This window comes from Micromonospora haikouensis (assembly GCF_900091595.1).
Lineage (GTDB): Bacteria > Actinomycetota > Actinomycetes > Mycobacteriales > Micromonosporaceae > Micromonospora > Micromonospora haikouensis.
The window spans coordinates 1-25,187 of sequence record NZ_FMCW01000029.1; the positions used below are offsets into that span (position 1 = coordinate 1).

Here is a 25,187-nt window from a genome sequence, read left to right on the forward strand (position 1 = left end):
GCGTCGAGCCAGTAGCGCTGGTGGTGGAAGGCGTAGGTGGGCAGGTCCACGGTGCGGGGCCGGCCGCCGGTGTGGGTGAACCACGCCGCCCAGTCCACGGGCGTGCCGGTGACGTGCAGCCGGGCCAGGGCGGTCACCAGCGCAGTCGTGTCGGGCTGGTCGCGGCGCAGCGCCGCCACCAGGTGCACCGGACGGTCGACGGGCGTGTCGGCGGCCATCGCCGTCAACGTCGCGTCCGGGCCCACCTCCACGAACGACGTCACGCCCAGCCCGTGCAAGGTGGTGACCGCATCACCGAACCGGACGGCCTCCCGCACATGCCGCACCCAGTACTCGGGGTCAGTGATCTCCCCCGCCTCGGCCACCCGGCCGGTCACGTTCGACACGACCGGCAACCTCGGCGCACGCCAGTCCAGGCCAGCCAGGACCGCCCGGAACTCGGCGAGCATCGGCTCCATCAACCGCGAATGAAACGCGTGACTGACCGACAGCCGCTTCGCCCGCCAACCCTGCTCGGCACACCGCTGGGCGATCACGTCCAGGTCGGCGACCGGCCCCGACAGCACCACGGACTGCGGACCATTCACCGCCGCCACATCCACACCGTCACCGGCCAACGCACGCACCTCAGCCTCAGGCGCGCCCACCGCCAACATCCCACCACCAGCAGGCAACGCCTGCATCAACGAACCCCGCGCCGCCACCAGAACGCACGCGTCCTCCAACGACAACACACCCGCCACATAGGCGGCCGTCACCTCACCGATCGAATGACCCACCAGATAGTCAGCCGTCACACCAAACGAGGCCAACAGCTCATGCAACGCCACTTCCAGAGCGAACAGACCCGCCTGCGTGTAAACAGTCTGATCCAACAGGGCCGCCAGGTCGGAACCCGGCTCCGCGAACACCACCTCCCCCAACGGATGATCGAGGCGGCCCGCGAACAGGGCACACACCCGATCGAACGCCTCCGCATACACCGGGAACCGGTCATACAACTCCCGACCCATCCCCGGCCGCTGCGCACCCTGACCCGTGAACAACAACACCCGGCGGCCCGACGACACCTCGCCGGTGAACACACCCGGGGCGGTCTCGCCGGCGACAAGCGCGTCCAGCCCGGACAGCAGGGCGTCGCGGTCGGTGCCGAGGAGCACCGCCCGGTGCTCCAGGGCGGCCCGCGACGTCGCCAGCGACCAACCCACGTCGACCGGCGACAGCCCGGACTGCTCCCGGACATGCGCGGCCAGCCGGCCCGCCTGCCCGGCGAGGGCGTCGGCCGCGCGCGCCGACACCAGCCAGGGCACCACGGGCAGGTCGACGGGCCGGGACGGCTCGGCCTCGACGGGCTCCGCCTGCTCGACGATCACGTGCGCGTTGGTGCCGGAGATCCCGAACGACGACACCGCCGCCCGACGCGGCCGGTCGGCCGTCGGCCACGGCGTCGGTTCGGTCGCGAGGGTGACCGCGCCGGCAGACCAGTCCACCTTGGACGACGGGGCGTCGACGTGCAGGGTGGCGGGGACGAGGCCGTGCCGCATCGCCTGCACCATCTTGATCACCCCGGCGACGCCGGCCGCGGCCTGGGGGTGGCCGAGGTTCGACTTGATCGACCCCAGCAGCAGCGGCGTGGCACGGTCCTGGCCGTAGGTCGCGAGCAGCGCCTGCGCCTCGATCGGGTCACCGAGGGTCGTGCCCGTCCCGTGCGCCTCCACCACGTCCACGTCGGCCGGGGCCAGCCGGGCGTTCGCCAGGGCCTGCCGGATCACCCGCTGCTGCGACGGACCGTTCGGCGCGGTGAGCCCGTTCGACGCGCCGTCCTGGTTCACCGCGGTGCCGCGCACCACGGCGAGGACGCGGTGGCCGAGCCGGCGGGCGTCGTCGAGGCGTTCCACGAGGAGGATGCCGACGCCCTCGGCGAGGGCGGTGCCGTCGGCACCGTCGGCGAACGCCTTGCAGCGGGCCGACATGGACAGGTTGCCCTGCCGGGTGAAGTCGACGAAGACGGCGGGGGTGGGCATCACGGTGACGCCGCCGGCCAGGGCCAGGTCGGATTCGCCGGAGCGCAGCGACTGCGCCGCCAGGTGCAGGGCGACCAGCGACGACGAGCAGGCGGTGTCGACGGTGACGGCCGGGCCCTCGAACCCGAGGGCGTACGCCACCCGGCCGGAGCTGATGCTGCCGGCGTTGCCGAGGCCGAGGTAGTCGACGACGCCCTCGGGCACGTCGGCGGCCCCGGCGGCGTAGTCGCCGTGGGTGAGGCCGGCGAACACGCCGACGCGGCCGCCGCGCAGCCCGGTCGGGTCGATCCCGGCGGACTCGAACGCCTCCCAGGACACCTCCAGCAGCAGCCGCTGCTGCGGGTCCATGGCGAGGGCCTCGCGGGGGGAGATGCCGAAGAACCGGGGGTCGAAGTCACCGGCGTCGTGGACGAAGCCGCCCTCGGCGACGCAGGAGGTGCCGGGGCGCTCGCGGGTCGGGTCGTGCAGGTCGGTGAGGTCCCAGCCCCGGTCGGCGGGGAAGGGGCCGACGGCGTCGCCGGAGGCGGCGACGAGGTCCCACAGCGCGTCGGGCGAGGTGATCCCGCCGGGGAAGCGGCAGGCCATCCCGACGATGGCGATCGGCTGCCCGGCGGCGTCCTCGACGTCGCGGAGGCGTTGCCGGGTCCGCCGCAGGTCGGTGGTGACCCTCTTCAGATACTCCCGGAGCTTCTCTTCGGTGTCCATCAACCTGACCCATCGCGGTGGCCGGCGGAGACCTGACGTAGGCGACGGGACGAATGCGCGAATTCCTCAGGCCAGATCGGTTCTACGTCCTTTGCACAATGCGGCCGGCAGCCCCCGGGTCCCCTCTGCCGGGGAAAGCTATGGCGTCGCGATGACCTGCGACAACCCCTAACCCGCGCGGCGGTCCGCTAGGGGTGGCCGCCCCCGGTGGATCCGATTAGCGTCCTTTTGATCGCACCGGTGCCGGCGGATCCCGGCACCACCGCTGGAAGGACCGCGTGTACGCATGACCGACTCAGACAACGGCCTGTGGGTCCGCCGGTTCCACCCGGCGCCGGCCGGGGCGCGGCGGCTGGTGTGCCTGCCGCACGCCGGTGGGTCCGCGAGTTTCTACTTCCCCGTGTCGCGGGCGCTGTCGCCGGCCGTGGAGGTGCTCGCGATCCAGTATCCGGGGCGGCAGGACCGCCGCCAGGAGCCGTGCGTGGACAATCTGCCGGAGCTGGCCCGGCAGGTGTTCGGGGTGCTGCGGCCGTGGCTGGACCAGCCGCTGGCGATCTTCGGGCACAGCATGGGCGCGACGCTGGGCTTCGAGGTGGCGCGGCTGATCGAGGCGGAGACGGGCGCGTCGGCGGCGCACCTGTTCCCGTCCGGGCGGCGGGCCCCGTCGTGCCCCCGGCACGAGACGGTGCACCTGCTCGACGACGAGGGGCTGCTCGCCGACGTACGCAGGCTCAGCGGCACGAACTCGGCGGTGCTCGGCGACGCGGAGCTGCTGCGGGCGGCGCTGCCAGCGATCCGCAACGACTACCGGGCGGCGGAGACGTACGAGTACACGCCGGGGCCGAAGCTGGGCTGCCCGGTGACGGTGTTCACCGGCGACGCCGACCCGAAGACGACGGTCGACGAGGCGCGGGCGTGGGAGCGGCACACGACGGGCGCGTTCGACCTTCAGGTGTTCCCGGGTGGGCACTTCTTCCTGGCGCAGCACCAGCCGGCGATCCTGCGTACGATCTCGGCGGCTCTGGCGCGTACGCCGGTGTCCTGACCACAGTGGTTCGTGGCGCGGCCCCCGCCGGACACCGGCGGGGGCCGCGTCGGTGTCACGGCTTGTGCGCGACGGCGATGACGTAGTCGAGCAGCGCGAGTTCCTTCTTGATGAGCGTCTCGTCGCGCCAGTGGTTGGCCATGCCCTTGACGGCGCTGCGGTCGGCCTCGGCCTGGAACGCGGGGTCGGACGGGCGGCTGGCCTGGAACCGCCGCCAGCCCTCCCAGGTGCGGTCCTGGATGGACTGCACGTCGGCGTTGGCGAAGCCGGCGGCGGTGAGCTGCTCGGCGTAGCCGGCGCGGTCGTGCCAGTTCTCGTCGGGGATGCTGAACTTGATGAAGCTCAGCGGGCCCGAGTTGATCGACATGCGGGCGGTGTCGTTGCTGAGCGGGATGATGTCGGCGGTGGCGAGGGTGCCGCCGGGCTTGAGCACCCGGAACGCCTCGGCGAAGAAGGCGCTGCGCGGATAGAAGTGGAACGCCGACTCCAGGGCGACGACCCGGTCGAAGGTGCCGTCGGCGAAGGGCAGGGCGAGGGCGTTGCCGAGCTGGAACTCGGCCTGCTCGGCCAGGCCCTCGCGGCGGGCGCGCTGCTGGGCGTGCTCGACGTGGCGGGGGGTGACGTTGATGCCGTGCACCTTGGCCACGCGGCGCTCGCGCAGCCAGGCGAAGTCCTGGTCGCCGTAGCCGAAGCCGACGTCGAGGACGGTGTCGTCGGGCTTGAAGCCGGCCGCGTCGGCGAGCTTCATCGCCAGCGCCTCACCGGCCACGTCGAGGCTGGTGACGCCGTCCTCCCAGTAGCCGACGTTCATGTAGCGGGTGGTGCGGGCGGCGAACTCCACGTTCGGGGACTGGATCTCGTAGAAGCGGCGGACCCGGGTCACCGGGTCCTTCGTGGCCAGGGTGCGGATGACCCGGCCGAGGGTGCGGAGGTTCTCCAGCATGTCACTCCTTGCGCAGCAGGTGGTCAGGGTTGCGGCACCCGGGCGGAGACCTGCTGGCGCAGGTCGTCCACCAGGGCGGCCAGGCCGGTGGGGCCGGCGGCGACGCCGAAGACGTAGAAGTCGGGCCGGACCAGCACGGCGTCGGCGTCCGCGCCGGCCAGGTAGGTGAGGTAGACGCCGTCGAGGTCGACGACGTCGGTGCCGGCCGCGTCGGCGTCGGCGGGCATCGCGGGTGCGTCGGCGGGACGGACGGTGACCCGGCGGACGTCGAGGGCGTCGAGGAACGCGGTGGCGGCGTCGTCGAGGGCGGCGGCCGGATCGCCCCCGGCGGCCGGGTCGGCGCAGGTGATCAGCACGAAGCCACCGCCGACGACGTCGTCGAAGCGCCCGGTGCGCCCGCCGGCGGCCACCCGCCCCTGGGGTACGGGGTCGCCGGCTCGCGGGGCGGGCGTGCCGTCGGGGCGGCGGTGCAGCGCCCCGTCGACGATGGCCTCGCGCAGCGACCGGGCGTGCTTGGCCTGGGTGCGGCGGCGCAGCGCGGCGAGCATCACCGAGTCGCGGCCGGCGGCCTGCTTCGGGTCGGTCTCGCAGATCACCTTGCCGGAGTCGATGGACATGCGGATGGCGTGCTGCACGTGCGCCTTGCGTTCCACCTCGTACGTGTCGAGCAGGGTGGCGTCGGCGAGTCCCCGGCGCACGAGGTCCAGCTTCCAGGCCAGGTTGATGACGTCGCGGAAGCCGGAGCTCATGCCCTGGCCGAGGAAGGGCGGCATGACGTGGGCGGCGTCCCCGGCGAGGAACACCCGCCCGGAGCGCCACGTGTCGGCGTAGCAGGCCTGGGTGGTGTAGACGCCGTACCGGTCGAGGCGGGCGGTGGCGGGGGTGATGTCGAACAGGCCGAGCAGCCGCCACACGCTGGCCTCGGTCTGGAACTCCTCCAGGGTCTCCCCCGGCACCCGCATGAACTCCCACCGCCGGTGGTCGGGGCCGGCGGAGACGGCGGTGCGGGGGCGGGCCGGGTCGCAGATCTGCAGGTTGTTGGGCTTGAACTCGACGGGCTCGTTCAGCACGACGTCGCAGACCAGCCAGTCGTAGCCGAACCCGAGGTCGGTGATGGTCGCGCCGAGCCAGCGGCGGACGAAGCTGTTGGCGCCGTCGCAGCCGAGCACCCAGTCGGCGGTGAAGGTGCGGGGCGTGCCGTCGGCGTCGACGGCGGCCACCTCGACGTGGTCGCCGTGGTCGGCGAGGTCGGTCACCTCGACGCCGCGCAGCACCCGTACGCCGGGCAGGGCCGCGCCGCGCGCGGCGAGGGCGGCCTCCAGGCCGGGCTGGTAGAAGGAGATCGAGTCGGGCCAGCCCGTCGGGCCGTCCTCGGCGACCTTGACGTGCAGCAGGGTGCGACCGAAGCCGTTCTTCCAGGTGTATTCGCCGGACAGCTCGCACACCGGGTCGAGGGTGTCGCCGAGGTCGCAGGCGGCGAGGACGCGGCTGGCCTCGCCGTCGTAGGAGACGGCGCGGGGCATGCTGTAGGGGGTGGCCCACTTCTCCACCACCTGCACGGTGAAGCCGCGCTGGGCGAGCAGGATCGCCGCCACCTGGCCCACCGGGCCGTAGCCCACGATCAGTACGTCGGTCATCGCCGTCCCCCCGGGTCCGCGCGTCGGGTCGGGCGTCACAGCCCGAGTTCCGTGTCGATCAGGCTGAAGATCTCGTCGTCGCTGGCCTGGTCGAGGTCCAGGTCCAGGTCGTGGTCGGTGGCGGACGCGCCGCGCATGGTGCGCCACTTGGCGACCAGCACCTCCAGCCGGGCCGCGACCTGGGTGTGCAGCTCCGCCTCGACGACCGTCTCGGCCAGGGACCGTTCCAGGCTCTCCAGCTCGGCGAGGATGGCCGGCGCGGCCTGGCCGCCGTCGGGCACGAGCTGGGCGCGCAGGAAGCCGGCCAGCGCGGTCGGGTCCGGGTAGTCGAAGATGGCGGTGGCGGGCAGCCGGTGGCCGGTGGCCTCGGTGAGCCGGTTGCGCAGCTCGACGGCGGTCAGCGAGTCGAAGCCGATCTCGTTGAACGCCTGGGCGGGTTTGACGGCGTCGGTGCTGGTGTGGCCGAGGACGGTGGCCGCCTCGGCGCGGACCAGGTCCAGCAGCAGGGCGGACTGCTCGCCGGTGGTGAGGGCGCGCAGCCGGCCGGCGAGGTCCCGGCCGCCGGGGGCGGCCTCGGCGCGGGCCCGGGGGCGAGCACGTCGGACGAGGCCGCGCATCAGCGCGGGCACGCTGGCCCGGCCGGCGAGGGCGGTCACGTCGACCCGGGTGGGCACGAGGTGTTCCTCGGGGGCGGCGAGCCCGGCGTCGAACAGCGCCATGCCCAGGTCGGAGGAGATCGCGAGCTGCCCGTCGCGGGCGGTGATCCGGGGGTCGGCGCGGTCCAGCTTCGCGGTCATCGTGCTGGCCTGCTCCCACAGGCCCCACGCGTACGACTGGGCAGGCAGGCCCGCGCCGCGCCGGCGGGTGGCGAGGGCGTCGAGGTAGGCGTTGGCGGCGGCGTAGTTGCCCTGGCCGGGCACGCCGAACACCCCGGCGCCGGAGGAGAACAGCACGAACCCGGCGAGGTCGAGGTGGCGGGTGGCCTCGTCGAGGTGCCGGGCGGCGTCCACCTTGGGCGCGAAGACGGTGTCGAGGCGGTCGGGGGTGAGCGCGGTGACCACGCCGTCGTCGAGGACCCCGGCGAGGTGCACGACGGCGGTGAGCGGACGCTCGGCGGGCACGGCGGCGACGAGCCGGGCCACGGCGGCGCGGTCGGCGACGTCGGCGGCGGCCACGGTGACGGTGGCACCGAGGGCGGTCAGCTCGGCGGTCAGCTCGGCGACGCCGGGTGCGTCGGGGCCGCCCCGGCTGGCGAGCAGCAGGTGCCGCACCCCGTGGCCGGTGACGAGGCGGCGGGCGACGAGGCCGCCGAGCAGGCCGGTGCCGCCGGTGAGCAGGACGGTGCCGTCGGGGTCCCACGGGGCCGGCACGGTGAGCACCACCTTGCCGACGTGCCGGGCCTGCTGGACGTGGCGGAACGCGTCGGGGGCCTGCCGGACGTCCCAGGCGCGCACCGGCAGCGGGGTCAGCCTGCCGGCGGCGAACAGGCCCATCAGCTCGACGAGCATCCGCTGGGTCTCGTCGGGGTCGACGGTGGTCAGGTCGTACGCCTGGTAGGCGACGCCGGGGTGGTCGGCGGCGACCCGGTCGGGGTCGCGCAGGTCGGTCTTGCCCATCTCGACGAACCGGCCGCCGCGCGGCAGCAGCCGCAGGGACGCGTCGACGAACTCCCGGGCGAGGGAGTCGAGGACGACGTCGACGCCGCGTCCGCCGCTGGTGGCGAGGAAGTGCGGTTCGAAGTCGAGGGTGCGCGACGAGGCGAGGTGGCTGTCGGGGATGCCCATCGCCCGCAGGGCGGGCCACTTGCCGGGGCTGGCGGTGGCGTAGACGGTCGCGCCGAGGTGGCGGGCGAGTTGCACGGCGGCCATGCCGACGCCACCGGCGGCGGCGTGCACGAGCACGGACTCGCCGGCCCGCAGCCCGGCCAGGTTGACCAGCCCGTGGTAGGCGGTGAGGAACACCACGGGCACGGACGCGGCCTGGGCGTACGTCCAGCCGTCGGGCACCGGCGCGAGCAGCCGGCGGTCGGTGACGGCGACGGGGCCGAAGCAGCCGACGAAGACGCCGAGGACCCGGTCGCCGGGGCGCAGGTCGGTGACGTCCGCGCCGACCTCGGTGACGACGCCGGCGGCCTCGCCGCCGGGCGGCCCGGGGTCGCCGGGGTAGAGGCCGAGCGCGTTGAGCACGTCGCGGAAGTTGAGGCCGGCGGCGCGGACCCGCACCCGCACGTCGAGGGGCCCGAGGGGGGCGTCGGCGGCGTCGGTGGGCGCGAGGGTGAGGTTCTCCAGGCTGCCGCGCGCCGTGGTGTCGAGCCGCCAGGCGGTCGCGCCGGCCGGCGGGGTGAGCGTCGCGGCCTCCACGCGGCGGGCCAGCCGGGGGGCGTACGGGGTGCCGGCGCGCAGCGCCACCTGGGGTTCCGCGACGGCGAGGACGGCGGTCAGCTCAGCGTCGGTGGGCGGGGTGTCGGCGTCGAGCAGGACGAACCGGTCGGGGTGCTCGGACTGGGCGGTGCGGACGAGCCCCCAGGCGGTGGCAGCGTCGGGGTCGTCGACCTCGGCGGGGCTGTGCACACCGACCGCGCCCCGGGTGAGCAGCACCAGCGGGGTGGCCGCCCAGCGGGGGTCGGCCAGCCACGCCTGGACGAGGGCGAGCGCCTCGGCGGCGACGGCCCGCGCCCGGTCGGCCTCCCCCGCGAACGCGTCGGACGCGGCGGGCACGTCAGGCAGATCGGGCGCGCCGGCCGCGGGGGCGTCGGACCGGCCCAGCGGGGCGAGGACCGCGTCGGGTGGGGCCGCGCCGCCGTCCACGGCGCGGGCGAGCGCCGCCGGGTCGGCGTGGTGCGGGAACGCGCCGACGGCCCGGCCGAGCGCGACGACGCGGGCCGGGGTGGGGGTCTCCGGTGCGGCCAGGGGCTGCCAGTCGAGGCGGAACAGCGCGTCGTCGACGGCGGCGTCGCGGGTGCCGAGTTCGGCGCGGGAGATGGGGCGCATCGCCAGCGACGCCACCTCGGCCACGGGTGCGCCGGTGGCGTCGGCGACGGTCAGCGCGATCGCCTGCGGGGCGACCCGGGTGAGCCGGACCCGCAGCGCGGACGCGCCGGCGGCGTGCAGGGCGACGCCGTTCCAGGCGAACGGCAGCAGCAGCCGGTCGGGGCCGGCGTCGCCGATGCCGCCGAAGTGCGCGGCGTGCAGGGCGGCGTCGAGCAGGGCCGGGTGCAGGTGGTACCGGTCGGCGTCGGCGCGCTGCCCGGCGGGCAGTTCCACCTCGGCGTACACCTCGTCGTCGCCGGTCCACACGGCGCGCAGCCCCTGGAACGCCGGCCCGTACGCGTAGCCGTCGGCGGCGAGCCCGGCGTAGAAGCCGGTGAGGTCGGCGGGGCGGGCGTGCGGCGGCGGCCAGGCGGCGAGGCCGGCGGCGGGCGGGGCGGGCTGCGCGGCGGAGAGCGTCGCGCTGGCGTGCCGCGTCCACGGCGTGCCGGGCGGGGCGTCGGCGGGGCGGGAGTGCACGGCGACGGGGCGACGGCCGGCGTCGTCGGCCGGGCCGACGGTGAGCTGCACCTGGGAGGCGGCGCGACCCGGTCCCGGGTTGCCGGCGGCGCCGGTCGGGCCGGTTCCGGGGCTGCTGGCGGCGTCGGCGGGCAGCGCGAGCGGGGCCTCGATGACCAGCTCGTCGAGGACGGGGCAGCCGACCTCGTCGCCGGCGCGCAGGCACAGCTCGACCAGGCCGGTGCCGGGCACCAGCACCGTCTCGCCGACCCGGTGGTCGGCCAGCCACGCCGGCGCGCCGGCGGCGATCCGGCCGGTGAACAGGTGCCCGCGCGCCTCGGCCAGCGCCACGGACGCGCCGAGCAGCGGGTGCCCGGCGGCGTCGAGGCCGGCCGCGCCGACGTCGCCGGGGCCGGTGGCGGGCCGGGGCCAGTAGCGGCGGTGCTCGAACGCGTACGTGGGCAGGTCGACGCGCCGGCCGCCGGCCAGGGCGGGCCGCCAGTCGACGGCGACGCCGCGCACGTGCAGCTGGGCGGCGGAGAGCAGGAACCGGGCCCGGTCGCCCTGGTCGCGCTGCAGGGAGCCGACGACGACGTGCGGGGTGTCGTGCTCGGCGAGGGTCTCGGTGATGCCGACGGTGAGCACCGGGTGGGGGCTGCACTCGACGTACGTGTCGTGGCCGAGCGCGGCCAGCTCCGCCACGGCCCGGTGCAGCTCGACGGGCTGGCGCAGGTTGCGGTACCAGTAGTCGGGGCCCAGCTCCGGCCCGTCGAGCCAGCGCAGGTCGGTGGTGGAGAACAGCGGCACGGCGGCCGGGCCGGGGCTGATGCCGGCCAGCGCCTCGGCCAGGTCGGCGCGGATCCGTTCCACCTGGGCGGAGTGGGAGGCGTAGTCGACGGCGATGCGGCGCACCCGGGCCCCGTCGGCGGCCAGCTCGGCGAGCACCTCCTCGACGGCGGCCTCCTCGCCGGAGACGACGACGGCGGCGGGCCCGTTGACGGCGGCGACGGCGACGGCGTCGCCGTGGCGGGCGATGCGGTCGCGGACCACGTCGGCGGGCAGCGCCACGGACGCCATCGCCCCGTGCCCGGCCAGGGCCCGGATCGCGCGGCTGCGCAGCGCCACCACCTTCGCCGCGTCGGGCAGCGAGAGCACCCCGGCGACGCAGGCGGCGGCGATCTCGCCCTGCGAGTGGCCGACGACGGCCGCGGGCCGCACGCCGTGGGAGCGCCACAGCTCGGCCAGCGACACCATCGTCGCGAACAGGGCCGGCTGCACCACGTCGACCCGGTCGAGGCTGGGCGCGTCGGGGGCCTGGCGCAGCACGTCGAGCACGGAGAAGCCCAGGTGGGGGCGCAGGGCCGCGTCGCAGGCGGCCATCCGCTCGGCAAACACGGGTGCCGCATCGAGCAGGTCGAGGCCCATGCCGGGCCACTGGGAGCCCTGACCGGGGAAGACGAACACGACCTTCCCGGCGGCGGTGGCGTCGCCGCGTACCAGGTCGGGGTCGGGGCGGCCGGCGGCGAGCGCGTCGAGGGCGGCGGCGACCCGGTCGGGTTCGGCGGCGACGACCACGGCCCGGGAGTCGAACGCGGCCCGGGTGGTGGCCAGCGACCAGGCCGCGTCGCGGGGCGGCTGGTCGGGGTGGTCGGCGAGGTGGTCGCGCAGCCGGCGGGCCTGCCCGGCCAGCGCCTCGGGGGTACGCGCGGACAGCAGCCACGGCAGGGCGGCGGGGTCGGCGGGCGGGGCGGGGCCGGGCTGCGGCTCGGCGGCGACGGCCTCGACGACGACGTGGGCGTTGGTGCCGCTGATGCCGAAGGAGGAGATCCCGGCGCGGGCGGGCCGGTCGGCGCGCGGCCACAGGCGGGCCTCGGTGAGCAGTTCCACGGAGCCGGCGGCCCAGTCGACGCGGGTGGTGCGCTGCTGGGCGTGCAGGGTGCGGGGCAGGACGCCGTGCCGCATGGCGAGGACCATCTTCAGCACCCCGGCGACGCCGGCGGCGGCCTGGGTGTGCCCGAGGTTGGACTTGACGGAGCCGAGCAGCAGCGGCGGGGCGTCGGCGGGGCGCTGGCCGTAGGTGGCGAGGATCGCCTCGGCCTCGATCGGGTCGCCCAGCGGGGTGCCGGTGCCGTGGGCCTCGACGGCGTCCACGTCGGCGGGCGTGAGGCCGGCGGCGGCCAGCGCGGCCCGGATGACCCGCTCCTGGGAGGGCCCGTTGGGGGCGGTCAGCCCGTTGGACGCCCCGTCCTGATTGACGGCGGTGCCCCGGATCAGCGCGAGGACGGGGTGGCCGCGGCGGCGGGCGTCGGAGAGGCGTTCCACGACGAGCACGCCGACGCCCTCGGACATGCCGAACCCGTCGGCGTCCTCGGCGAACGCCTTGCACCGGCCGTCGGCGGCGAGGCCGCGCTGGCGGCTGAACCCGGTGAGGCCGGCGGGGCTGGACAGCACCGACACGCCGCCCGCGAGGGCCAGGTCGCAGTCGCCGGCGCGCAGCGCCTGCGCGGCCAGGTGCAGCGCGACCAGGGACGCCGAGCAGGCGGTGTCGACGGTGACGGCGGGCCCCTCCAGCCCGAGGGCGTACGCGACCCGGCCGGACAGGACGCTGCCGGCGGTGCCGGTGAGCAGGTGTCCCTCGTCGGCGGTGGTCTCCCCGTCGTCGGAGGCGACGCCGGAGGCGATCTGGTCGGCGTAGTCCTGCCCGTGGGTGCCGGCGAACACGCCGGTGCGGCTGCCGCGCAGGGTCCCGGGGTCGATGCCGGCGCGCTCCAGGGCCTCCCAGGAGGTCTCCAGCAGCAGCCGGTGCTGCGGGTCCATGGCCAGCGCCTCGCGGGGGCTGATGCCGAAGAACGCGGCGTCGAAGTCGGCGATGCCGGTGAGGAACCCGCCGGAGCGCACGTAGGTGCGGCCGGGGGTGCCGGGGACCGGGTCGTACAGGTCGGGCCAGCCCCGGTCGGTGGGCAGGTCGCCGATGACGTCGCCGCCGCCGTCGAGCAGCCGCCACAGTTGTTCGGGCGAGCCGATGCCGCCGGGGAACCGGCAGGCCATGGCGACGACGGCGACGGGTTCGTCGGCGGCGACGGTGGCGGCGTCGGCGACCTCGGCGGCGGTGGTGCCGAGCAGCCGGGCGTGCAGGTGCGCGGCGAGCAGCTCCGGGGTGGGGTGGTTGAACACGGCGTGCGGGGCGAGCCGGACGCCGGTGGCGGCGGAGAGCCGGTTGCTCAGCTCCACGGCCATCAGCGAGTCGAAGCCGAGGTCCTTGAACGGGCGGCGCGGCTCGATCTGCTCGCCGCCGGCGTGCCCGACGACGGTGGCGCACCGGGCGCGCACCAGGTCGAGCAGCGCGGCGGCCCGTTCGGGTTCGGTGCGGCCGGCGAGCCGGTCGGCGAACCCGGCGGCGGACGCGGGCGCGGGGTCGGCGTTGACGGCCCGGCGCGGCGGCGGGGGCAGCAGGGCCCGCAGCAGGGCGGGCGCCTCCCCGGCGGCCCGGACGGCGGCCAGGTCCAGCCCGATCGGCACCAGCGCGGGCCGGTCGGCGTGCAGGGCGGCGTCGAACAGGGCCAGGCCGGCGGCGGTGTCCAGGGGGCGGGTGCCGCCCCGGGCGAGGCGGGCCAGGTCGGCGGCGGTGAGCGCGCCGGCCATCCCCTCAGGCGTGGCCCACAGGCCCCAGGCCAGGGCGGTGGCGGGCAGGCCGTGGGCGCGGCGGTGCGCGGCGAGGGCGTCGAGGAACGCGTTGCCGGCCGCGTAGTTGCCCTGCCCGGGGCTGCCGAACACGGCCGACGCGGAGGAGAACAGCACGAACGCGGCCAGGTCGAGGCCGGCGGTCAGCTCGTGCAGGTGCCACGCGCCGTGCACCTTGGACCGCAGGGCCCGCTCCCAGCGGGCGGCGTCGAGGCCGGTGAGCAGGGCGTCGTCGGTGGCCCCGGCGGCGTGCACGACGGCGGTGAGCCGGCCGGCGAGCGGGGCGAGGACCGCGTCGAGGGCGGCCCGGTCGGCGACGTCGGCGGCGACGACCCGCACGGTCGTCCCGGCGGCGGTGAGCGCGTCCATCCAGTCGGCGTGCCGGCCGGTGCGGCTGACCAGCACCAGCTCGGCGACGCCGTGGGCGGTGGCGAGGTGGGTGGCGACGTGCCGGCCGATCCCGCCGGTGCCGCCGGTGACGAGGACGGTCCCGCCGGCCAGCGCGGGCAGCGGCCCGGCGCAGTCCACCGCCGGGGCCGGCGAACCACCGGCGGGGGGCTCGGCGGGGCGCAGCCGGGGCAGCAGGGCCCGGCCGTCGCGGACGGCGACCTCCGGCTCGTCGGGGCCGACGGCCAGGGCCGTGCGGATCCCCGCGTCGTCGGCCGCGTCGAGGCGCAGCAGCAGGAACCGGTCGGGGTGCTCGGCCTGGGCGACGCGGACCAGCCCGGCGACGGTCGCGTGCGCGGGGTCGCCGTCGCGGACGGCGACGGCGAGCCGGGTGCTCTCGGCGCGGGGGTCGGCCAGCCAGCGCTGGAGCACGCCGAGGGTGTCCAGGCCGACGGCGTGCGCCCGGTCGGGCACCGGTGCGGCCGGGTCGCCGTCGCCGACCCGCAGCACCAGCAGCGGCGGCAGCGGGCCGGCCGGCGGCGCGCCGTCGGCGAGCGCCCAGGCGGGCACCGGCGTCGCCGGGGCGGCGGCGGGCAGCCAGTCCACGGCGTACAGGCCGGCGGGGGCGGCGGCGGGGGCCGGGCCGGCGAGGGTCGGGGCGGCCACGGTGCGCAGCACCACCCGCTCCACGTCGAGCACGGGGGCACCGGCGTCGTCGACGGCGGAGAGGGTGACCGCGTCCGCCCCGGCGGGGGCGAGCACGACCCGCAGGGCGTGCGCGCCGGTGGCGTGCACCCGCACCCCCGCCCAGTCGGTGGGCGTCAGCCGGGCCACTTCCCCGGCGGCGAGGGCGAAGCCGGCGAGCGGGAGCAGGCGCAGGGCCGCGTCCAGCACCAGCGGGTGCACCGCGTACCGCTCGGCGTCCGCGTCCCGGGCGTCCTCCGGCAGGCGTACGTCGACGCAGAGCCGGTCCCCCGCGACCCAGGCGGCCCGGGCCAGCCCGTCGGCGAGCGCCCGCCGCTGCGGGGTGTCCAGGTCGACGGGCCGGGCCCCGGCGGGCGGCCACGCCGCCGCGGCGGCGGCCGGTCCGGCCTGGTGGTCGGCGGGGGCGAGGACGGCCTCGGCGACCTCCCGCCACGGCTGGCCGTCGCCGGCCCGCACGTGGCAGCGCGCCACCCGGCGCGGGTGCTCGTCGGGCGCGTCGACGGTGACCTGCACGTCGACGGAGAGGTCGGCGGGCAGCGGCACCGGCGCGGGGACGCGCAGCCGTTCCACGGTGGGCAGGTCGAGCAGCACGCCGAGGTGGGCGAACAGGTCCAGCAGGGCGGTGGCGGGCAGCAGCGCCGGCCCGTCGGCGTCGGGCGCGACGAGCCACGGGTGGGTGGCGACGGCGACCCGCCCGGTGCAAACGACCTGCCCGGTGCCGGCGACGGGCAGCACCGCGCCGAGCAGCGGGTGCCCGGCGTCGGCCAGTCCCACGTCGGCGGGCCCGCCGGCCACCGCCGAGTACGGCAGCCAGTAGTGCCGGCGCGCGAACGCGTAGGTGGGCAGGTCGACCCGGCGGCGCGGCCCGGGGCCGGCGGGGGCGGCGGGGTCCACGGCGACGCCGCGCACGTGCAGCCGGGCGACGGCGGCGACCAGCGCGTCCGGTTCGCCGTCGACGGTCCGCACGGCGGGCACGAAGGCCAGCTCGTCGGCGGTGTCGTCGGCGAGGCAGTCCTGGGCCATCGCGGTGAGCACCCCGCCGGGGCCGACCTCCAGGAACGTGGTGACCCCCAGCCCGCGCAGGGCGCGCATCCCGTCGAGGAAGCGGACGGTGCCGCGCACGTGCTCCGCCCAGTGCTCCGGCGAGCAGAGCCGGGCCGGGTCGACCGGCCGACCGGTCACGTTGGACACCACGGGCAGGTGCGGGGTGCGGTAGGTGAGGCCGGCGGCCACGGCGCGGAACGCGTCGAGCATCGGTTCCATGCGCGGCGAGTGGAACGCGTGCGACACCCGCAGCCGGCTGGTGCGGCGGCCGGCGGCGCGCAGGGTCGCCGCGACGGCCAGCACCGCGTCGGTGTCGCCGGAGAGGACGACGCTGCTCGGCCCGTTGACGGCGGCGAGCCCGACCCGGTCGGTGAGGTGGGCGGCCACCTCGGCCTCGTCGGCCTCCACGGCGACCATCGCGCCGCCGTCGGGCAGCTGCTGCATCAGCCGGGCGCGGGCGGCCACCAGCGCCGCCGCGTCGGCGAGGGAGAACACCCCGGCGACGTGGGCGGCGGCCAGCTCGCCGACGGAGTGGCCGAGCAGCGCGTCGGGGCGTACGCCCCAGGACTCCAGCAGCCGGTAAAGGGCCACCTCGAAGGCGAACAGGGCCGGCTGGGTGTAGAGGGTGTGGTCGAGCCGGGCGGCGAGGTCGGTGCCGTCGGCGGCGGCGACCACGTCGGCGACGGGGTGCGGGGCGTGCCCGGTCAGGCAGCGGTCCAGCTCGGCGCAGGCGGCGTCGAACGCCTCCGCGAAGACCGGGTACGCGGCCCGCAGCTCGCGGCCCATCCCGGGGCGCTGGCCGCCCTGCCCGCCGAAGAGCAGGCCGAGCCGGCCGTCGGCGACGCGGCCGGTCAGCACGGCGGCGGTGTCGGGTTCCGCCTCGCCCCGGCTCAGCGCGGTCAGCCCGGCGCGGGCGGCGGCCGGGTCGCCGGCCAGCACCACGGCCCGGTGTTCCAGGGCGGCGCGGGTGGTGGCCAGGGCGTGCCCGACGTCGGCCGGGTCGGCGTCCGCGCCGGGGCCGTCGAGCCAGGCGAGCAGGCGGGCCGCCTGGTCGCGCAGCGCCTCGCCGGTGGCGGCGGCCAGCGGCCACGGCACCGGCAGCCGGCGGGTGGCGGTGCCCGGGGCGGGTATGTCGGCGGCGGTGGTCTCCTCGTCGTCGGCGGGGGGCGCCTCGATGATCACGTGGGCGTTGGTGCCGCTGATGCCGAACGACGAGACCGCCGCCCGCCTCGGCCGGTCCACCGCCGGCCACGGGCGCGCCTCGGTGAGCAGCTCCACCGCACCGCCGGCCCAGTCCACCTCGGACGTCGGGGCGTCCACGTGCAGGGTCGCGGGCAGCGTGCCGTGCCGCAGGGCGAGCACCATCTTGATCACCCCGGCGGCCCCGGCGGCGGCCTGGGTGTGGCCGAGGTTCGACTTCAGCGAGCCCAGCCACAGCGGCCCGGCGTCGCCGCGCCCCGCCCCGTACGTGGCGAGCAGCGCCTGCGCCTCGATCGGGTCGCCGAGCCGGGTGCCGGTGCCGTGCGCCTCGACGGCGTCCACGTCCGCGGTGGTGAGGCCGGCGTTGGCCAGCGCCCGGCGGATGACCCGCTCCTGGGCGGGGCCGTTGGGGGCGGTCAGTCCGTTGGACGCCCCGTCGGAGTTGACGGCGCTGCCGCGCAGCACGGCGAGCACCGGATGGCCGTTGCGGCGGGCGGCGGAGAGGCGTTCCAGCAGCAGCACGGCGACGCCCTCGGACCAGCCGGTGCCGTCGGCGGCGTCGGCGAACGCCTTGCACCGGCCGTCGGGGGCGAGCCCGCGCTGCCGGCTGAACTCGACGAACGCCTGCGGGGTGCCCATCACCGCGACGCCACCGGCCACCGCGAGGTCGCAGTCCCCGGCGCGCAGCGCCTGGGCGGCCAGGTGCAGCGACACCAGCGACGACGAGCAGGCGGTGTCCACGGTGACCGCCGGCCCCTCCAGCCCGAGCGCGTACGCGACCCGTCCGGAGACGACGCTGCCGGCGGTGCCGACGCCCAGGTAGCCCTCGGTGCCGGGCGGGGCCTGGCGCAGGTTGGCGGCGTAGTCGTGGTGCATGACGCCGGTGAAGACGCCGGTGGCGCTGCCCCGCAGCGAGGTGGGGTCGATGCCGGCGCGCTCGAACAGTTCCCAGGAGGTCTCCAGCAGCAGCCGTTGCTGCGGGTCCATCGCCAGCGCCTCGCGGGGGCTGATCGAGAACAGGGTGGCGTCGAAGTCCGCCGCGTCGGGCAGGAACCCGCCGACCCGCACGTACGAGGTGCCGGGGGCGTCGGGGTCGTCGGAGAACAGGTGCGCCAGGTCCCAGCCCCGGTCGGTGGGAAACCCGGTGAGCCCCTCCCGCCCATCGGCGACCAGGTCCCACAGCTCCTGCGGGGAGCCGACCCCGCCGGGCAGCCGGCAGGCCATCGCGACGATGACCACGGGGTCGGCGGCGTCGGGCGCGGCGGCCGGCCCGGCAGCCGGGGCGACGGGGACACCCGGGCCGCCGCGCAGCCGGGCGGCGAGGTGCCGGGCGAGGGCGTCCGGGCTCGGCTGGTCGAACGCGGCAGTGGCGGACAGCCGTACCCCGGTGGCCCGGGCCAGCCGGTCGCGCAGGGCGACCGCGCCGACGGAGGTGAAGCCCAGCTCCTTGAACGCGCGGCCGGGGCGGACGGCGGCCGGGCCGGGCAGGCCGGCGACGTCGGCGGTGGCGGCGCGGACCAGGTCGAGCAGGAGCCGGTCGCCCTCGGCGGTGGTCAGGCCGGCCAACCGGCGGCGCAGCTCGGCGGCGTCCGGCGCGCCGCCGCCGCCCGCCGTGCGGGCGGGCAGCCGCCAGGCCGGATGGGGCGCGTCGGCCGCGACGGCGAGCAGCACGAGGTCGTCGCCGTCGTGGGCGACGTCGAACGCGGCCAGGTCGGCGGCGGTCCCGCCCGCCGGAGCACCGGCGTCGGCCGCGTGCGTCGGCGCGGCGGGGGCGACCGGCCGGCCGGCGGTGTCGGTCGGCTGCGGCGGTGCGGCAGGATCGGCCGGCGGCGTCGGTGCGGCCGGGTCGGTCGTGCCGATCAGCCGGGCGGGCAGGCCCGCCGCGCGGCGGCGGGCGACGAGGGCGTGCAGCGCCGCGACGGCCGCGGCCGCGCGCTCCCGCCCGGCCGCGCCGAGCAGCAGGGCCGCCGGGACGGCGACGGTGAACGCCGTGGCGGCGGCGTGCCGGGTCCGGGCGTCGAGCGCCCCGGCGAGGGTCAGCAGCGCCGCGACGGCGGCGTCGTCGGCGAGGTCGGCGGCGGACGGGCAGAGGAAGACCGCGCCGACCGGCCCGCCGGCCGCTGCCAGCGGGGCGACCGCCGCGCCGGTGTCGGACGGAGTGGTCGCCGCGCCCGCGTCGGCCAGGTCCGCGACGAGTCGCCGCAGGACGGCGTCGTCGGGCGGGCCGGCGGGCGTCAGCAGCAGCCGGCGGGCGCCGTGCGCGGCGACGAGGTGCCGGGCCAGCGCCGCCCCGGTCGGCCCGTCGACCCCGGTCACCACCACCGGGGCGGCCGGTTCGACCACCGTCGCCGGCCGGCGGGGCGCGCGGGCGGGGGCCGGCCCGAGGGCCGGGTGCCGGGCCGCGCCGGCGCGCAGCGCGACCTGCGCGACGTCGGCGGCCACGGCGGCCGGCACCAGGGCCAGCGACAGGTCGTCGGCGTCCCGGTCGACCAGCACGACCCGATCCGGGTACGCGGCCTGGAGGCAGCGCCCCCACGCCCACGCCGCCACGGCGGCCGGCACCAGGTCGGGGTCGTCGGGGCGGTCGGGAGTGGACGCGTCGACCGCGCCGGTGGTCAGCAGCGCCAGCCGGGTGTGGGCGTACCGGGCGTCGGCGAGCAGGTCGCCCAGCCGCCCGGCGAGGTCCGGTGGGTCGGCGACGCCGGCCGGCAGCAGCGCCACGTCGGGCGGGTCCGGGTCGTCGCCCAGCGCGGCGAGGTCCGGGTACGCCCGGAACACCTCGCCCGCCGACGCCACGGCCAGCGCCTCGACGAGGGCCGCGCCGCCCGGCCCGACGACCGCCCAGCGGCGCGGCTCGGTGGCGGGGTCGGCGGTGGGCTCCACAGCGGCGGCGGCCAGGTCCAGCCGCTGCCAGGTGACCCGGCTCAGCGCCCCGTGGTGGCCGCCGTTGACCGCGCGCAGCCGCGCCGGCCGTGCCAGCAGCAGCCGGCGGGTGACCTTGCCGGACGCGGTGCGGGGCACCTGGTCGATCTCGTAGAGCGCGTCGGGGACCTTGTAGTAGGACAGCCGCTCCCGGCAGGCCGCGTACGCCTCGGCGGGGTCGAACCCGTCCGGGCCGGGTACGACGAACGCCACCGGCACCTCGCCGAGCACCTCGTGCGGCCGGCCGGTGACCGCCACGTCGGCGACGCCGGGCACCGAGCGCAGCGCGTCCTCCACCTCGGCCGGGTGGATCTTCTCCCCGCCCCGGATGATCAGCTCCTGGTGCCGGCCGGTGACGAAGAGGTTGCCGTCGGCGTCGCGGCGGGCCAGGTCCCCGGTGCGGTACCAGCCGTCGCGCAGCGCGGCGGCGGTCACCTCGGGCAGGCCGTGGTAGCCGAGCATCACGCTCGGGCCGCGTACCCACACCTCGCCCTCGACGCCGGCCGGGACGTCCACCCCGGTCTGCGGGCTGACCAGGCGCACCTCGACGCCGGGCACGGGCTGCCCGCAGGAGCCCTCGACCCGGGGCCGGTCCGGGCGGGTGATCGCGATCGAGCCGCAGGTCTCGGTGCTGCCGTACGCGTCGAGCAGCGGCGCGTCGAAGACCTCCTCGAACGCCCGGCGCAGCGCCCCGGTGGTGATCGCCCCGCCGACCAGGCACACCCGCAGGTCGGGAGCGCGGAAGCCGGTGCTGCGGGCGGCGGTGACCAGGTGGTGGTACATGGCGGGCACGCCGGCCAGCACCGTCGCGGAGTCCTCGGCGACGGCGGCCAGCACGTCGTCGGCGGAGAAGCCGTCGACGAGCCGGGCGCTCGCGCCGACGGCGGTGACGCTGAGCACGCAACCGATGTGGGACAGGCTGTGGAACAGCGGCAGCGGCCACACGACCCGGTCGTCGCCGGTGAGGCCGGGGATCGGCACGTAGCAGGACGCCACCGACCACAGGCAGGTGCGCTGCGTGGAGAGCACGCCCTTGGGCCGGCCCGTCGTGCCCGAGGTGTAGAGCATCCAGGCGACCTCGTCGAGGCCCAGGTCGTCGCGGGCCGGCACGCCCGGTTCGGCGTCGACCAGCTCGCCCCAGGCGGCCACGCCGTCGCCGGTGACGCCGTCGCCGGTGACCCAGAGGCGCAGGGCGGTACGGTCGGCGCGCAGCCGCAGCAGCTGGTCGAGGTGCTCCGGGTCGGTGACGACCAGCACCGCACCCGAGTCGTCCAGCAGATGGGCCAGCTCCGCGTCGGTGCAGCGCGGGTTCAGGGGTACGCCGACCGCGGCGGCCCGGGTGACCGCCAGCCACGTCTCGACCGTCTCCACCCGGTTGCCCAGGCAGAACGCCACCCGCTCGCCCCGGCCCACGCCCGCCGCCGCGAGGTGCCCGGCCAGCCGGGCGGTACGCGCCGCCAGCTCGGCGTACCGGACGGCGCGGCGGTCGTCGCGGAACGCGACCCGGTCCCCGAACTCCTCCGCGTGCGCCTTCAGCAGACCGGGCAACGGCTGGACCAGGTCGCTCCGAAGCATGTCACCATCCGTCCGCTCGGCGAGACTCCCCATCCGCGGCGTAGACCTCGCTCGCCGTAACGGCACAAGTCTTCCCAGCGTCGTGGCGGCGACCTACCCCTGTCGCACCCCTAACCCGTCCCCAGTTCCGGCCGCCGACCGACCGGCGCGACCTGCGGCGGAGGTGATGATGGGGCGAGCCTGCGCAGACCGTCGCGCCCATGCCCCGCCTTCCGTCAGTCGAGGTGCCGTCGTTGGAACGCTCGTGGTTGTTCGCCCGCCTGGCCGTGCCGGCCGGCGGCTGCCCGGACGCCCGGGCGGCCGAGCTGGTCGGCACCGTCGTCGCCGGGCTGGTCGCCGCAGCCCGCCGCGCCGACCCGGGGTCCGGCTGGTTCTACGACCGGCTCGACCCCACCGGCGTCCCCGTCGCCCCGGCCGGCTCCGCCGCCGGGCCGCGGCTGCGCCTCGGCATCTGCGCGTCGGCGGCGGGGCTCGCCGCGGTCCGGGCCGGGCTGCGCGCGTACGACCGAGGGTTTTCCCTGGTCGACGAGCCGCACGTGGTCCGCGACCCGGCCCGGGGCGGACCCCTCGCGCAGGCCGGCAGCGACCTGGCGCTGGCCCTGCTCGCCGGGGACGGGCCGTGGCTGCCCGGCACGGAGCTGCCGCTCGCCGTGGCGCACCTGCGGCACCTGGCCGGGCTGCTGCCCGCGGCCGACCGGGCCGCGTTCCTCTTCCTGCACTGGCAGGACCGCGGCGCGGCGCTCACCGGGGCGCAGCGGCGGGAACTGGCCGCGCAGGCCGCCGCCGGGGCGGACAAGATCGTCCTCGCGGCGGACGACCTGCCGCCGGGCGGGGCGACCGAGGCCGCGTGGCGGCGCTACCTGGACCGGGTCGCCGACCTCGCCGGGCGGGACCACCCGGACGCGCCGCGCGGCTTCCTGCTGGCCCACCACGCCCAGCTCAGCCACGACCGGTGGGGCATCGCCCCGGACGTCGACGCGCTGGCCGCGCTGGCGCTGCGGCTGACGCTGGTCCGCCGCACACCCGAGTCGGAGGAGAGAGCAGCCGCATGCAGGTGACAGGGACCCCCGCGCGGATCGAGGTGGCGCTCGGCGAGCGCGCCTACCCGGTGCTGATCGGGCCGGGCGTGCGCCACCGGCTGCCGACGGAGGTGGCACGGATCGGCGCGCGGCGGGTCGTCGTGGTCTCGGCCCGGCCGCCGGAGTGGACGCCCGACCCGGGCGTGCCGCACCGGGTGGTGCCGGCCCGCGACGGCGAACACGACAAGACCCTCGCCACGGTGGAACAGCTGTGCCGGGCGTTCGCCGAGTTCGGGCTGACCCGCACCGACGCGGTGGTCTCCTGCGGCGGCGGCACCACCACCGACGTGGTGGGGCTGGCCGCCGGCCTCTACCACCGGGGGATCGCCGTCATCCACCTGCCGACGTCGCTGCTGGCCCAGGTCGACGCCAGCGTCGGCGGGAAGACGGCGGTGAACCTGCCGGAGGGCAAGAACCTCGTCGGCGTCTACTGGCAGCCCCGCGCGGTGCTCTGCGACACCGAACACCTGACGACCCTGCCGGAGCGGGAGCGGCGCAACGGCTACGGGGAGATCGCCCGCGCCCACTTCATCGGCGCGGGCGACCTGCGCGGGCGGCCCGTCGCGGAGCAGATCGCCGCGTGCGTGGCGCTCAAGGCGCGGGTCGTCGCCGCCGACGAACGCGACTCGGGGCTGCGGCACATCCTCAACTACGGCCACACGCTGGGGCACGCGCTGGAGGTCGCCACGGGCTTCCGGCTGCGGCACGGCGAGGCCGTCGGCGTCGGCACGGTCTTCGCGGGCCGGCTCGCCGGCGTCCTCGGCCGGATCGGCCCCGAGCGGGTCGCCGAGCACCACGAGGTGGTCGCCGGCTACGGCCTGGACCCGGAGCTGCCCTCTGACGTGGACCACGACGAGCTGGTCGCGCTCATGCGGCGCGACAAGAAGGCCACGGCGGGCCTGTCGTTCGTCCTCGACGGCCCGGCCGGGCCGGAGCTGGTGGCGGACGTCCCACCGGAGGCCGTCCGCACCGCCTTGGCGTAAGGAAGGGCACCTTGTTAACGCATTCTGTTGTACAGGGGACCCTTCCTAACAAGCCGTAATCGGGTGGACAGCGTGCCGTCGTAGGACGATCGTCGGCCCATGAGGCAGGAAGACATCTGGGACGCGGACGCCGCCGCGCGCTACGACACGCCGGGCGTCGGCATGTTCGCCCCCGAGGTGCTGGGGCCGACCGTGGACCGGCTCGCCGCGCTCGCGGGCGGCGGGGCGGCGCTGGAGTTCGCCGTCGGCACCGGCCGGGTGGCCGTGCCGCTCGCCGAGCGCGGGGTGCCCGTCACCGGCATCGAGCTGTCCACCGCCATGGTCGACAGGCTGCGGACGAAGGTGGACGAGGCGGCGTTGCCCGTGGTCGTCGGGGACATGGCCACCACCGTCGCGCCGGGGGCGTACACGCTCGTCTACCTGGTCTTCAACACGATCGCCAACCTGCTCACCCAGGCCGAGCAGGTCGCCTGCTTCCGCAACGCGGCCCGCCACCTCGGCCCGGGAGGCCGGTTCGTGGTCGAGCTGTGGGTGCCGGAGCTGCGCCAGCTCCCGCCGGGCCGGCAGGCCACGGTCTGGCACTGCGAGCCCGGCTACCTCGGCCTGGACACCTACGACGTGCTGCGCCAGCACGTCGTGTCGCACCACTTCAGGTTCGGCGAGGGCACCGAGGCGCAGGTGTTCCGCACGCCGCACCGCTACATCTGGCCGGCGGAGCTGGACCTGATGGCGCAGCTGGCCGGCTTCGAGCTGGAGTCGCGGCACGCGGACTGGGCCGGCGGCGAGTTCACCGCCGAGTCGCGCGACCACGTCTCCGTGTACCGCCTCCCCTGACCGGTCGCCGCGCCCGCCGAACGCCCCGCCGCCGCGTCGGCGGGGTCCGGGGCCGGCGGGTCGCCCCGCCATGTCGGCGACATCGCGGCATCCGGGCCGACTTGATACCGCCATGCCGCCGACATGGCGGCCGCGCCCGACCGCGCTCGGCCGCGCCCGACCGCGCCAGGCCGCACCTGGCCGCACCTGGCCGCGCCGCGGCCCAGCGCCGCCGCGCGGCCCAGGGCGCGCGGGTCAGGGGACCAGGGCCGCCGGGCAGTACGCCAGCAGGTCCGTCGGCGCGTGGGCGACCACGTCCGGGCCGGCGGCGAGCAGGGCGGCGACGTCCCCGCCGTGCCAGGTGGTGGCGACCGTGGTGACGCCGGCGTCCCGGCCGCTGAGCAGGTCGATCACCGCGTCGCCGACCATCATGGCCTGCTCCGGCGGCACGTCGAGGTGGCCGAGGGCGGCGAGGACGATGTCCGGGGCCGGCTTCGGGCGGGCCACCTCGTCGGAGCCGATCACCTGGTCGAACAGACCGAGCACGCCGAGCGTGTCGAGCAGCGAGCGGGCCCGGGGGCCGCTCTTGCCGGTGGCGATGGCCATCCGGACGCCCCGGCCGTGCAGCTCCTCCAGGGTCTCGCGTACGCCGGGGAACAGCGGCACGAGGTGCGCCATCCGGTAGCTCTCCCGGACGAACGACTCTTCCATCTCCAGCGGCAGCCCCATCAGCCGCATGATGTCCGGGAAGTACCGGCCCATGTGCCGGTTGTACTCCTCGAACGGCGCGGGCCCGTCGCCCACCACCTCGGCGTACGCGATGCTGAACGCCTCGCGCATGACGGCCGAGCTGTCGACCACGACGCCGTCGAGGTCGAACACGACCGCGCGGATCGGGCCCCGGGCGGGCGGCGGCGGGAGGGTGACGTCGATGGTGGACGGTGGATGGGTCATTGGCT

Annotated in this window: 9 protein-coding genes; 4 read left to right on the forward strand and 5 right to left on the reverse strand. The window is 77.0% G+C overall.

From position 1 onward, the window contains the following. The coding region (locus GA0070558_RS25510; protein WP_176734372.1) for a type I polyketide synthase at positions 1-2,729 on the reverse strand (2,729 nt) is incomplete at its 3' end. Between the two features lie 286 nt (positions 2,730-3,015). Between GA0070558_RS25510 and GA0070558_RS25515 the strand changes: the two genes are divergently transcribed. Beyond that, entirely contained in the window at positions 3,016-3,774 is a 759-nt protein-coding gene (locus tag GA0070558_RS25515) for a thioesterase II family protein (protein ID WP_077937013.1), read from the forward strand. A gap of 55 nt (positions 3,775-3,829) precedes the next feature. Here GA0070558_RS25515 and GA0070558_RS25520 read toward each other — a convergent pair whose 3' ends face one another. The 3 genes from GA0070558_RS25520 to GA0070558_RS25530 are packed head-to-tail and all read right to left on the reverse strand — an operon-like array spanning position 3,830 to position 21,353. After that, positions 3,830-4,717, reverse strand: a complete 888-nt coding sequence (locus tag GA0070558_RS25520; RefSeq protein WP_077937012.1) for an SAM-dependent methyltransferase — start codon at positions 4,715-4,717, stop codon at positions 3,830-3,832. A 23-nt stretch (positions 4,718-4,740) separates the two neighbouring features. Next, positions 4,741-6,354: a bifunctional 3-(3-hydroxy-phenyl)propionate/3-hydroxycinnamic acid hydroxylase MhpA gene (gene mhpA, locus GA0070558_RS25525; protein ID WP_091284290.1), complete on the reverse strand. Its 1,614-nt coding sequence runs from the start codon at positions 6,352-6,354 to the stop codon at positions 4,741-4,743. 35 nt (positions 6,355-6,389) lie between these two features. Then, on the reverse strand, positions 6,390-21,353 hold the full coding sequence (locus GA0070558_RS25530; RefSeq protein WP_091284292.1) for a type I polyketide synthase: 14,964 nt from the start codon (positions 21,351-21,353) through the stop codon (positions 6,390-6,392). Positions 21,354-21,586: 233 nt separating this feature from the next. On the opposite strand from GA0070558_RS25530, the gene GA0070558_RS25535 reads away from it, so the two are divergent. The 3 genes from GA0070558_RS25535 to GA0070558_RS25545 all read left to right on the forward strand — a co-directional run bounded on the left by GA0070558_RS25535 (position 21,587) and on the right by GA0070558_RS25545 (position 24,249). Beyond that, positions 21,587-22,411, forward strand: a complete 825-nt coding sequence (locus tag GA0070558_RS25535) for a hypothetical protein (protein WP_091284424.1) — start codon at positions 21,587-21,589, stop codon at positions 22,409-22,411. Continuing rightward, positions 22,402-23,415 carry a 3-dehydroquinate synthase family protein gene (locus GA0070558_RS25540; RefSeq protein WP_091284294.1) on the forward strand — a complete coding sequence of 338 codons (1,014 nt, stop codon included), beginning with the start codon at positions 22,402-22,404 and terminating at the stop codon, positions 23,413-23,415. The genes GA0070558_RS25535 and GA0070558_RS25540 overlap by 10 nt, the downstream gene beginning before the upstream one ends. A gap of 99 nt (positions 23,416-23,514) precedes the next feature. Beyond that, positions 23,515-24,249: a class I SAM-dependent methyltransferase gene (locus GA0070558_RS25545; protein ID WP_091284296.1), complete on the forward strand. Its 735-nt coding sequence runs from the start codon at positions 23,515-23,517 to the stop codon at positions 24,247-24,249. Positions 24,250-24,483: 234 nt separating this feature from the next. Here the strand turns inward: GA0070558_RS25545 and GA0070558_RS25550 are convergent, their stop codons facing one another. Then, positions 24,484-25,182: an HAD-IA family hydrolase gene (locus GA0070558_RS25550; RefSeq protein WP_091284298.1), complete on the reverse strand. Its 699-nt coding sequence runs from the start codon at positions 25,180-25,182 to the stop codon at positions 24,484-24,486. Positions 25,183-25,187: the final 5 nt, after the last annotated feature.